The organism is Janibacter terrae, assembly GCF_039636765.1.
Taxonomy (GTDB): domain Bacteria; phylum Actinomycetota; class Actinomycetes; order Actinomycetales; family Dermatophilaceae; genus Janibacter; species Janibacter terrae.
Map to the genome: position 1 here is coordinate 352,304 of NZ_CP144167.1, position 11,912 is coordinate 364,215.

Annotated in this window: 7 protein-coding genes and 1 pseudogene; 3 read left to right on the plus strand and 5 right to left on the minus strand. The window is 65.0% G+C overall.

Annotated elements, in window-relative coordinates; all coding sequences use genetic code 11:
- Window positions 1-16 precede the first annotated feature (16 nt).
- The gene (locus tag V3C34_RS01800) at window positions 17-376 is read right to left on the minus strand and encodes a rhodanese-like domain-containing protein (protein ID WP_346008544.1); all 360 of its coding nucleotides are present in this window, start codon (window positions 374-376) and stop codon (window positions 17-19) included.
- Window positions 353-706, minus strand: a pseudogene (trxA, locus tag V3C34_RS01805) (thioredoxin); the annotation flags it as partial. The pseudogene trxA and the gene V3C34_RS01800, both read right to left, overlap by 24 nt.
- A 154-nt stretch (window positions 707-860) precedes the next feature.
- Here trxA and V3C34_RS01810 point away from each other — a divergent pair.
- The gene (locus V3C34_RS01810) at window positions 861-1,079 is read left to right on the plus strand and encodes a hypothetical protein (protein ID WP_068327945.1); all 219 of its coding nucleotides are present in this window, start codon (window positions 861-863) and stop codon (window positions 1,077-1,079) included.
- Window positions 1,080-1,917: 838 nt separating this feature from the next.
- Here the strand turns inward: V3C34_RS01810 and V3C34_RS01815 are convergent.
- A complete protein-coding gene (locus V3C34_RS01815; RefSeq protein ID WP_346007911.1) occupies window positions 1,918-3,036 on the minus strand; it encodes a TIR domain-containing protein in 1,119 nt (372 codons plus the stop codon).
- A 935-nt stretch (window positions 3,037-3,971) separates the two neighbouring features.
- On the opposite strand from V3C34_RS01815, the gene V3C34_RS01820 reads away from it, so the two are divergent.
- Both V3C34_RS01820 and V3C34_RS01825 read left to right on the plus strand, forming a co-directional pair.
- On the plus strand, window positions 3,972-8,264 hold the full coding sequence (locus V3C34_RS01820) for a hypothetical protein (RefSeq protein WP_346007912.1): 4,293 nt from the start codon (window positions 3,972-3,974) through the stop codon (window positions 8,262-8,264).
- Between the two features lie 155 nt (window positions 8,265-8,419).
- Window positions 8,420-9,636, plus strand: a protein-coding gene (locus V3C34_RS01825; RefSeq protein WP_346007913.1) for an IS3 family transposase whose coding sequence is annotated in 2 segments (ribosomal slippage) — window positions 8,420-8,704 and window positions 8,707-9,636 — 1,215 coding nt in all. Because the reading frame shifts where the segments join, the coding sequence is not laid out codon by codon here.
- Here the strand turns inward: V3C34_RS01825 and V3C34_RS01830 are convergent.
- Complete coding sequence (locus tag V3C34_RS01830; RefSeq protein ID WP_346007914.1) at window positions 9,624-10,718, minus strand: hypothetical protein; 1,095 nt, start codon at window positions 10,716-10,718, stop codon at window positions 9,624-9,626. The genes V3C34_RS01825 and V3C34_RS01830 overlap by 13 nt on opposite strands.
- Entirely contained in the window at window positions 10,715-11,392 is a 678-nt protein-coding gene (locus V3C34_RS01835) for a TnsA-like heteromeric transposase endonuclease subunit (RefSeq protein ID WP_346008545.1), read from the minus strand. Before V3C34_RS01835 ends, V3C34_RS01830 begins: the two co-directional genes overlap by 4 nt.
- Window positions 11,393-11,912: the final 520 nt, after the last annotated feature.

The following is an 11,912-nucleotide window of genomic DNA, read 5'->3' on the forward strand; positions in this document are numbered from 1 at the left end:
CACGAGCGGACCGGGGTCACCTCGGCAGCTCGCCCGCAGAGACCTCCCGGCCGCTCGCCTGCCAGCCGGTCGTCCCGCCCGCGACGGAGTAGGCCTCGATGCCGGCTCGCCGCAGCGCGTCAGCAGCTGACGCGCTGCGGCCGCCGGTGGCGCACACGACGTAGACGGCGCCACCTGCAGGGAGCTCGTCGAGCGCGCCCTCGAGCGACCCCAGCGGGACGGGGCGGGCTCCGGGGACGTGTCCGCTGGCGTACTCGTCCGGCTCGCGCACGTCGAGGACGGTGGCGCCGGCCGCGAGCGCGGTGGCGAAGGTCTCCAGGTCGACCTCCCGAGGCAGGTCGAGCAGCTCGCGCTGCCGGGCGACCTCCTGCCGGATGTCGGTCATGTCCAGACCCTTGATCCCCTCGATGACCTGCTCCAGGGCGGTGGCGGGCAGGGCTCCCGGCTGCGAGAAGACGAGGATCCCCTCGCGGAAGCCCATGAGGGTGGGGATCGAGCTGATGCCCGCGGCGCCGGCGATCTCCTGCTCGGCCTCCGTGTCGAGCTTGCCGAAGACGACGTCCGGGTGCTGCTCGGAGGCCGCCTCGTAGACGGGCGCGAACGAGCGGCACGGGCCACACCAGGCCGCCCAGTAGTCGACGAGCACGATGTCGTTGTCGAGGATGGTCGATTCGAAGTCGCTGCGGGTCAGGTCCTTGGTCGTCATGAGCTCATCCTATCAATACCCTGGGGGGTATCGTGCAGCCACGCCCCAAGGGCGGTGCGGGTGCCGATGCAGACTGAGGGCCGGCGCATCGACCCGGGCGGTCCCCTTCGCTAGCCTCGGGGCACGTGGACCGACCACGGGAGAGAGGCACCAGATGAGCACCCGGACACCCGACCCCGATGCGGGAGACCTGCCCGACGACGTCCCCGAGGCCGATGCCCTCGACCAGCAGAGGCCGGTCGGCACGGACGACGAGGTGGGCGTGGACCTGCCCGACGAGCCGGTTGGTCAGGTCCAGGACGCCGACCCGGCCGATGTCTGGGAGCAGTCGCAGATGATCCCGGACGGTGAGGACGAGCGGGACCAGGGGTGAGCCAGATGGGACCGCGAGAGGGAGGTTCCTCCCGTTACGTAGCGTCACGCACCGTGCATCTCGACATCAGATGTCGAGGTCAAGTCCAGACTGCACACGACACGCTGCCTACTTTGCATAGTTCGGCCCACAGGTGCCATCGTTCAAAGAAGGCCTCGCGGGCCTGAGGACCCGGATACGACCCACTCGTCCGCTGCAGTAGCTGCCGACTTTCACCTATTCGAGCAGCAGTCCCCAAACACTGCCCGGAGCCGCTTATACAAACTAGGACCCCTCGCTACATTTGAATGTCGAGATGCAGCGAAGACTGCACACGACACGCGGCCACTTTGCACTGATGTCGCGTTGACGAGTGCGCCATGCAAAGTACACGCGTCAGGTCCTGCACGTGCCGCTACGTTGCCGCATCCGCTGCATCGGGCCGTTCCGGAAGAGCATCCGCTTCTGACGGAATGGATCAGAGCATCGAGCGCAGGGCTCCCCCGTATGACAGTCATACGCGGCGAAAAGACGCGGGTGGAATGCGCGCTGTCCGCGGCTGGTCAGCGCACAGGGGCGGGATATCGGCGGGCCCTCAACCCCGAGACCGGGTGTTCTCGACCCGGGGGAAGACCCGTGCCTGTGTTGGGAAGCGGGCAGCGTGGTGGCCCGCTACGCCTCTTAGAAGCAGAGGCGCTTGGGACGATGTCTTCCATCGACTCTTGGTCAGGTCACGGTTGCGACTGTCGTGCGCAAGAGCTTGAAGCCCCGGGCCCTCCGGGCCACCACACGCTCGGCTCGACGTGTGCACGCTGCGGGCGAAGCCGCCGAAGCTGTAGAGACCAGCAAGAGGCGGTGATTAGAGGACGCCCTCGCGCTGTAGAACCTCGCGAATCTCTTCGAACGCTGACTTGATGTTGCCCTTGGGGTACCGGATTTGGCCGACGCCTTCGATGTTGGAGAACTCTTCGCAGCCCTCTTCGAGAAGGATGATTGCTTTCATCCAGCCCAACCGACCCTGAAACAGCCCTACCTCGTGGATCACGTTCGCCCGGGCGTTCATCATGCCCTCGGCATCTTCGTCCTCGGGAGTCATGAGCAGAAATGCAATCTGCGCGTTGCCGAGCATCTCGAGGAGCCGCTCTTTGGTGCTCATGCCGGCAGTGGGCTTCCGGTCGAATACTTCCCAGTCCAGGCCGAGATCGCCGAGCCATACTCCCAGCTTCAGATACTCGGCCGATGCGCCACCGTGTCCGATGAAGACCTTGCTGCCCAACTGAATGACAGCCTTCTCCGCGAGGGGGTCCTCACCCTCCAGGTGCCTGCCCAGGCGCTCGCAAACTTTCGCCAGACTACGAGCCACCCCGTACGGCGACTTGATGTGCATGACATTGGCAATGGCGATCTGGTGACCGGCTGCCTGAGCACCGCCCTCGATCGCTTGGGCATCGCGAGTCATGATCTGTCCTGTCACGCCGCGCATCTGAACGCGCGCCAGCAGTCCGACGTCCGGCAGGATGATGTGCTGCAGCTGCTCGACGTGTTCCTTGACGTAGTCGTCGTGCGGGGCCGGGATCTTGGCGGCAACCGACCGCGCCTGCTGAACCAGGTCCTCGACCTCGGGTCGGATCGCGTCTGACTGGGCTCGCGGTCCACTCAGATCGGGGTGTCCCGCCTTCTCCTCGATGTAGGTCGTGACCTGTTCGACCTGGTGGACCTCCCAGTCGCCGGTGGTGCCCTGGAACATCCCCTGGAAACCCCACTCGCGGCTGAACATCGCGCCGGGTGGCGGCACTTGGTAGTTCTGGTAGTAGACGTTCGCCTGATAGCCCAGGTTGGACTGGGACCATGAGCGTCCTACGTCTTCGGCCGCAGCTTCGAGAGCATCCAGGGGGGCCGTGTCGAGCTCACCCTCGCGGTCAGCCAGGGCGGATGCCCGCTCGGCGATGGCGATGAACTCCACGCTGCGATCTGTCATGGCCGCAAGATTACGGTCGACCGCCGACAACCAAGGTCATTCAGCGCGTGGGACAGCGAGCGGCTCAGACAAGTGCCGCAACCCGTCACCCGGACATCGGCAGTCTCAACGCGCCCTGGTGCGGCGGTATGACGCGCCTGGATCGCGGCCGGTCCGGTTCATACAGCGTTACCGCAGTCGGAGTCTGCTTATCGTCACTACCTCGACAACCTTGTGACCTTCGTTTCGGGTAGGAACCGTCGAATTCGGCAGTGGTGCCAGCACGCAAGAGACTTCGACTCTTGAGCCGATCCGCTCGCGGATCGAAGGAAGCAAACTCCTGGCCATGCGCAGACGCGCGAGTGAGCGCGCCCGACTGGCGGCGTCGCACTCGTCGCGGCGGATCCGGACGTCCCGGTGCGAACCGCTTAAGAGGTCGCCGCTTTCGTGAGACCTTTCGCCATCGCACGAGATGTGCCTGGTGACAGGACGCATTTCGTGTCCTTTGGGGGCTTCGAGTGGTGGCCAATCGGGCTCCGTTCGGATCAGTCGGAGCATGATGGAGCCGTCTGCGCCATGCACCCTCCCACCGCTCTGCTGATAGAGGGACCGTTCGCCTCCGACACCCCGGACCAGATCAGCACCAAGGTGGAACGATCGGCGGACACCGTGACCATCGTCAAGTACGTCTCAGCCACGCCCTAAGGTCTGCCGCCACGCAGACGCGTTCGAGGCACTGGAGCTGAAGGTCCGCTGCACGGACGGTGGGTGACACGGCATGGACGCATCACACTGCACCCTCACCTTCGAGGAGCTCACCGACCGGGCTTGCTCACCGCGTAGCCCGCTAGGACCTCCTCAGCACGACGGAACCGGTCAAGCCGGTGGTGTGAGCGGCGTGTCGGTCCGGTACGGAAGACTGGTGGCCTCTGCCGGCCCGGGACGTGGTGAGATCGATGATGAACGAGGACGAGTACGCGAGCTACATCGCGCTCGGTCAGAAGAACGCCCGCATCATCGACCTGGCGACTAACCACTGCCAGAGCATGCGTTTCATCCAGTCAGGCGGGCAGGGCATGCTCGAAGAGACGACCGGCCTCCCGCTGAACTCCCGCCGGATCGAGTGCGAGGTCGCCATCGGCGACACCTCTGGGATGCAGCTGGAACACATCGCGTTCGACTTCTACACCGACCACTGCATCGGGTGCGCTCAACGTAACCCGAACGGACGGTTGCCGAACCTGGAGACTGAGTACCAGGAAAGTCGAGCCGAAGCCGAGGCACAAGAAGCCGAAGCTGCCCAACGGCGTCACGACCTCGGGGTGCTCCGAACGGCTCGGGTGGAAAAGCGCCGAAGCCTTCGCGCGACGGCGGACCCTGCCGCAGCCAACATTCTGGACGACCTCAACATCCTCGACACCGACCCCGAAGCCGACCCGGACTTTGAGGAGCAGGAGAAGGCCCGGCAGCGCCTGACCGCGGTCGCTAGCCGGGCACATGAACGGTTCGACGACGGCATCGTCGACGAACTCTTCGACGCCGTCGAGACGGGTGGCATCGTCGAGGTCCTCGAACCGTTGCGGCACCTGAGCGCCAAACGACCCGACCTCGCCGAACGGCTGGTAACGACCGCAGTTGAGGTCCTCAGGAACCGCGCGAGCCTGGAGGCCGGCCGGTGCCTGACCGACCACCCCACTAAGGTAACCGGCGACCTCATCGACGGGGACGTCATCCGCAACACAGCGGTCATCGCCGGTTCCAAGACACCCGACGACCACCACTTCTCCGGGCCCAACCCCGTCATCTCAGCTAACGATCCCGGGCCCATTCGAGTCCTCGCCGACCTGGCTCCCGACCTGATCCAGGACACGTTGGCCGCGATGCTTCCCAGACCCCAAAACACGGGTCTCATCCTTGCCCCGAACATCGAACGGCCCCGCGCATCCGACTTCAACCGCCGAGCCGCAGCCGGCGCTATCGAGCACCTCGCAGCAACCCACCTCGACCTAGCGGTCGCCCTGCTTCCCAACCTCGCGACCTCACTCGGCGTGCCTCCCAGCGACAGCTACGACACCGGCACCATGGGTTCAGCCGAACGGACCTTGGCCCGCATCCTCATCGAAGACCCGGCCCGCGTCGCCCCGCTGTTCGAGCAGGCCGGCCAGTACGCCTCCGAAGACATCCGCAAAGGCCTCATCGGATCAGCACGTCACGCCATCGACATGGTCGACCCCGACAACAGGTTCCGTCGACCCCAGGACCCGGTCCTCGACGAGTCCGCGTCACAAGCGGCCATCGACACCGCCTTCGCGTTCCTCATCGCACACACAGACGAGTCATGGGGCCACGACGTCACCTTCGAGGCATGCGAAGCCATCGATAACATCAGCCACCGCTCCAACAACGCCCTCCAACCCCACATCGACACGACCCTCGGTGCGTTCATCGCACTGACCCGTCACCGACTCGAAGCACCCACCCAACGCCTGGAAACGACCGCCGAACCAGACCTACTCGCCGGGCTCAACGCCTACGGCCGCCTCAACAGCCTCTACCAAGGTTCCCGCCGCCTCCTTCGTGCGGTCGAGAACGCCGCAGTGACCGACCCAGTCGCCGTGTGCGCCACCATCTGCACCGTCATCACCGCCGAACGCGACAACAACTTCGGGGTCGAAGTCGTGATGCCACTCCTGGAGACCCTCGGAGACATCGGCCGCAGATACGGCGACGAACCCGACGTCCTCCAAGCAATCCTCCCGACCCTGCACACCTACCTCGTAGACGCCGACCAAGGGCTCAGGTCCTCCGCGGTCGAGGCATGGACAGAAATCGGGTCACGTCACCCGGTCCCCTCGACCGTCTCCGACCTCCTACCTGCACTCGTCACTGACCCGTACATGGTCATGGTCGATGCAGTCCTCAAGGCAGCCACACGGCTCACCTGGACCCGGGAGGAAGACAAGGTCCAGCTCGCGGTCTACGCCAGCCACCTGGCAGCCAACCTCGAACTGCCCGACCGCCTCGAACTCGTCCTCACCGCGCTCTCCGCGCTACGCCGGCACGTCCCCAACCTCGACGCTCTTGCCACGCTCGAGAAAGCAGCACTCGCCCGGATACCTGACCTCGAATGGCACCAAGCCAGCAAAGTCATTGAACAACGCTGGCAACCTGACGCCCGCGTCACCACCGACCTCGCTCGCCAATGGCTCACCGACGCACCCCGCCACACCTACGGCATGCGGCAACACGACGAAGCCGAAGAAGCTCTCAACGGCCTCCTCGACTGCGGCATCGGCCTCCTCGGCATCACCGACAAGCTCATCGACGTCGGCGCCCGCCACTCACCCGAGTCTCACTACGGAGCCCTCGAGTACGCCGAAGTTCTCGCCCGAGTCGAAAGCCGCGACGCCGCCGTCAAGCTCCTCCAAGACGCCTACGACAACAACCCCGACAACCAAGCGCACGCCTCCCAACGAGCGCTCACCAACCTCGCCCTCACCACCGCAAGGCTCCACACCGCCCTCACCAGCCGCGATACCAACAACAACCCCACCAACGACCCCGCCGTCGTAACCGCAGCACTCGACGACCTCGCGACCGCCCTCCAGTTCAGCCAAGCCCTTACCGGCGACGACAAGAAGTGGCTTCAACCGTTCGAGCACGCGACCGCAACCCGTGCCGCAACCGTCTGCGACCTCCTTAACCTGCCCTACCCGGACGCCGTCGCCGCCGCCCTGGCCAGCCAAAACGTCACGGCGTCTGACCCCGCCGAACAGCTCACCAACCGAGCCAACCGCCTGCGCGAACACGCCAAAGCGCTACGCAACGCACCCAAGTCGAGCGGCACCGCCACCCACCGTGGCCTCAACGTCACCACCAAACTCCTCGAAGCCGTCGCCCACCACCTTGAAGCCGAAGCCGCAGACCTCAACGCCGACCTCGCTCAAGCCCAAGCACACCGCACCGCCGCACAACGCCGAGCCGCCGCGATCGACCTGACCGACTTCCGGCTCGACGACCCCCTGCTGATGCGGGCACGCGAACTCCACGAAACCCTCGCCGCCAGCAACGACCCCCTCGAAATCGCGACCATCACCAACCAAGCCGCACAGCTCCCCACCCCGCTGCTGTTCATCCGTTCAAGCGAGCACACGCGCACCCGCGGCCGCCCCTGGATACCCCCAGCCGACCCCGAACCCGAAAGCCCAAACGTCGCCGTCGCACTCGTCTCCATCGACGACAAGCTCCTCACCGGACCAGCCATCATCGACCCGAACCTCACCCACACCCTCACCCTCAACGTCCAAACAGACCCCTGGCCAGACTGGGCCACACGCCTCGACGCCGAACTCATCAGCACCCTGAACCACGCCGAACTCGAACGCCCAGCGCTGACCTGGACCCGCAACGAACACACCGGCGACCCCCAAACCTTCGAGGGCACCGGCTCACTCCACGTCCGCTACTCCGTCCCCACCCCGCAACACGCACCGCCCGTCCTCATCCGCCTCACCTGGCGCGGCACCGACACCGACGGCAACCCCGTCAGCCAAGACCTAGACGTCGCCGGCCACCGCGAAATCCGCATTCGCCCCTACGACCACGCCCGCGACGCCACCACCGAGTACGAAGTGTTCGACGAACGCCTTCACGCCATCTACGAAAACCTCGCCGCCGCCGGATACCCCCACGGACACCTCCAAGCGTTCGCCCGACTCCTCAACGCCATCTCCCGCATCGGGCTCGCCATGACCTGGAACAAGAAGTACCGCCGCGGCCAGTACATCCGCGAACGCGACTTCCACAACGACCTCCACACCGCGCTCCTCGCCGACCCCACCCTCGAAGGCCGCGTCGAACGAGGCACACCACTCGCCCTCGGGTTTCTCGACACTCGCCACGACGGCATCACAGCCGAACTCAAAGTCGCCCGCGACCAACCGGTCACACCCGAAACCGCACCCAAGTACATCGGCCAACCCACCCAGTACGCAGCCGCCGACGGCACCCGCCTCTCCATCCTCGTCATCCTCGACATGAGCCGAAAAGTGCTCCCCATCGGCACCCCAGAGAACTACCTCTTCGTTCTCAACCCCCAACAACACGGCATGACCGAACCCCACTCCCCATCAGTCGTCGTCACCCTCGTCGTCAACGGCAATCTCCCCGTCCCCAGCAGCTGGTCCCGCCACAAAACACCCACAGTCGAAACCAGCCCTTCGGGGCCAGAAGGCCCGGCGACCGACTGAGGCTGACCGCAAACGCTTCCGGCTGAGACCCAACTGGGGCTGATCGACGGCACGAAGAGCCGACCCACTCGGTCAAGACTGCGAGGGGGACTGCTGCACGATCAGGTGACATCTGATCTGTGGTGCCCAAGGGTGCTGCTGGAAGGATGTGCACTGTGCCGAAGCCATACCCCAAGGAGTTCCGCGACGATGTGGTTCGTGTCGCGAGGAACCGTGAGCCGGGCGTTCATCTGAAGCAGATCGCTGCCGACTTCGGCATCAGCGAGTCGTGCCTGACGAACTGGATGAAGACCGCCGATGTCGAGGACGGTGTGAAGCCGGGAACGACAGCGAGTGAGAACGCCGAGCTGCGTGAGGCGAAGAAGCGGATCCGCCTCTTGGAGCAGGAGAACGAGGTCCTACGCCGCGCGGCCGCATACCTGTCGCAGGCGAACCTGCCGGGAAAATGATGTACCCGCTCGTCCGCGAGCTGGCCGCCAAGGACGCGCCCATCAGGGTGCCCGTGACGGTGACGTGCCGGGTGCTCAAGATCGCGCGCCGGCCCTATTACCGCTGGCTCGCCAACCCGGTCACCGACGCCGAGCTCGAGCAGGCCTACCGCGCCAACGCCCTGTTCGACGCCCACCGCGACGATCCCGAGTTCGGTTACCGGTTCCTGGTCGACGAGGCGCGCGAAGCCGGTGAGCCGATGGCCGAGCGGACCGCATGGCGGATCTGCTCGCAGCTGGGCTGGTGGTCAGCGTTCGGCAAGCCCAAGCGAGGCAAGGCCAAGAAGCCCGGCCCGCCGGTCCACGACGACCTGTGCGCCGTGGTCGACGACAAGGGTCGGGTTCGGCACGAGTTCAACGCCGATGCCCCGAACAGGCTCTGGCTCACTGACATCACCGAGCACCGCACAGCAGAGGGCAAGCTCTACCTCTGCGCGATCAAGGACGTCCACTCCAACCGGATCGTCGGCTACTCCGTCAGCGACCGGATGAAGTCCCGCCTCGCAGTGACAGCGCTCAACAACGCTGTCGCCAGGCGGCAACTGGAAGGGGGCGATGTCGCCGGCTGCGCGATCCACAGCGACCGCGGCAGCCAGTTCCGTAGCCGGAAGTACGTCCACGCGCTCAACCGTCACGGCATGGTCGGATCGATGGGCCGAGTCGGCGCGGCCGGCGACAACGCAGCCATGGAGAGCTTCTTCAGCCTGCTCCAGAAGAACGTCCTCAACCGGCAGCACTGGACCACCCGCGAGGAGCTGCGGATCGCCATCGTCACCTGGATCGAGCGGACCTATCACCGTCGTCGTCGACAGACCACTCTCGGGCGGTTGACCCCCATCGAGTTCGAGACCATCATGACCGCGCCAGCCACTCAGGCTGCGTGACCCAACCTGTCACCTGATCGTGCAGCAGTCCCGAAGTCGTCGATCTGTGTCCCCTCGACCGCCATGGAGAAGGGACGCACCGCGTCGTAGAGCGCCAGCCCGACCTCGACTGCGTTCGCTGACCGCGGTACGACGCGACAGGCCACGATGACGCGCGTGGGCACCGAGATCACCGTGATGATCTCAACCGAGAACGGCCGTCCGTGGAGCTCGTCCCAGACCAGACCGTCTGCTCTGGTGACGTCAACTGCCAGATGTCCGGGATGCGTGTCTGGGTAACTCGACCTTCCGCGCCGCCGACGCATGACGCTTCCCTTGTGAGCCCGCGTTGATGCCCCGAGCCCGGCATACCGCTTCGAGAGGTACTGCTGCACGAGGCGTCTCGGCAGCTCGGCATCTGTCAGGCCCTCCTGCTTGAGTCCCACCTGGACGCGTCGTTCTAGCTCTTGAAGGTTCACCCTGCTGGCCGAGCCATCGAACCGGGCCATCTCGGCGTCGACGATTCGGATCAGTCGGGGATCGAGCACCTCGAATCCTCGACGGCCTTTGGTTCGTCGGCCATCGACCAGCCCACGCACTCCCGAAGTGCGCCACGCGGCAACCCAGTTCCAGATGGTCGCCTCCGAGGGATTGCGCCGACGGGCCAACTGCTCATCGTCACTAGCCCGGCGCGTGTCGAACGCATCCTGCAGGCCCCTGGACATGGCTGCCACGCGCTGCCGCATCGTCACGCCGTACCCAGGACCAAAGGGGTGGGCGGGCTCACCGGGTTCGGCGAGCTCGGGAAGACCTTGGCGGTAGCCCGTCAGGATCTCCAGGACCACTTCCAGCCTGAACAGCGCTTCCTCCCGAGCCGCGTGGTCGAGACTGCTCCACCATGGCTCCATTGATTGATGGACGGGCTGAACCTTCCCGTCGGCAAATTCCTGAAGGGAGAGATCGCTCCAAGAGCAGCTGCGCTCCTCGCCATTGGCGTCACGAGCGGTGACGCCGTGCCGCTCGATCGCGGTCACCACCACCGGGCCAGCGGTCATCAGAACCCGGTCCCCCACCGAAACCTCGACCTTTCCGCTGCCACTCACGTCGGCATCTCTCGATCGCGCCACGTCAGGGTGGTGTCCGGCCTCATGGGCAAGTTCAAGTCACAGTCGATCAGTCCGCGCCGAATGGCGAACCAGATCGCTGACAGCAGATGTCCCGCCCCACCATCTGCCTGAAGGACAGCCCGCAGTTCGAATCGATCAGCCTCACCAGGCACCGAAGTGAACTCCTCGAGCGCCCCCCGGTACCACGGCATCTCCCGTCGATATCCGTCCAACCACATCAGATTGGTCCGTCGAACGGTGCTCATGCCGCCGAAGAGCTCATAGCCCCAACCAAGTGCTCGACAGGCCTCCTTGCTTGCCTCGGCGACCTCCCAGAACGCGTCGTCGCGTCGGCCTGTGGGGCGCACGTCCCACACCGTCACCTGGCCATCGTCGGCAACACTCAAGAGATCTGGCACGTGCCAGACTCGCTTCTCCCCCTCGCGCACCACTCTGATCTTGGCAGGCTGAGCCACTAGCCACATGACGTCAGGACGTCGGTCAAGTTCGCGAACCAAGTCGTGCTCGAGCCCGGACTCCAACCTCAGATGAGCTCCAACGGTGACGGAGTACGCGAAGGTCGGCACGTGTCCCGCCCCGCGGCGGCTCGGGATCCCACGAATCTGTTGAAGTGCTGTGACGTCTGGTGCGGTCGCCCCAGCCCACGGCATGGCTCCGTGACCGTGGTCAAACTCCCAGAGAGCGGTTCCGGGCGAACTTCCACCGGAAACCGTCGAGGAATTCGACACTATTCGTCCTTCCCAGGCCAATCTTTGGACAATGAAAGGTTATTGGCGACCAATGCTCCAGACAAGAACTCGAGGCGCCCTTTCTGCAATCAATTTGTTGGGATTCGCTCGAATGGAACATAAATGACCACATTGACCACATGGATCAGTTAGACCAACAAAACCAACAAATACGTCACGCGGCCTCAAATCGATCGAGCGTGACTAGATTCGGCGACCTACCGCCTCAACCCTGTGCGCGTGGAACGACTTGCCACCTCGGCATCGGCATCTCCGGTGACGTCCTGGAGCCTCGGACGAGAGCCGGTGGCGAGGGACGCGATTCAGGGGACGAGTCCAGATCCACGCCGTCGAGAAGCTGCCCGCTTGCGACTCATCGCAGAGACCATGTGTCGTCCGGCGTGGTCGCATCGCGCGTACGTAGCGACCTTCATGTCCGGAA

What these genes read in the sequence shown, in the direction of transcription:
- V3C34_RS01810 (WP_068327945.1), top strand. Translation starts at nt 861, where the DNA reads ATGAGCACCCGGACACCCGACCCCGATGCGGGAGACCTGCCCGACGAC.
- V3C34_RS01815 (WP_346007911.1), bottom strand. Translation starts at nt 3,036, where the DNA reads ATGACAGATCGCAGCGTGGAGTTCATCGCCATCGCCGAGCGGGCATCC.
- V3C34_RS01820 (WP_346007912.1), top strand. Translation starts at nt 3,972, where the DNA reads ATGATGAACGAGGACGAGTACGCGAGCTACATCGCGCTCGGTCAGAAG.
- V3C34_RS01835 (WP_346008545.1), bottom strand. Translation starts at nt 11,392, where the DNA reads ATGCCGTGGGCTGGGGCGACCGCACCAGACGTCACAGCACTTCAACAG.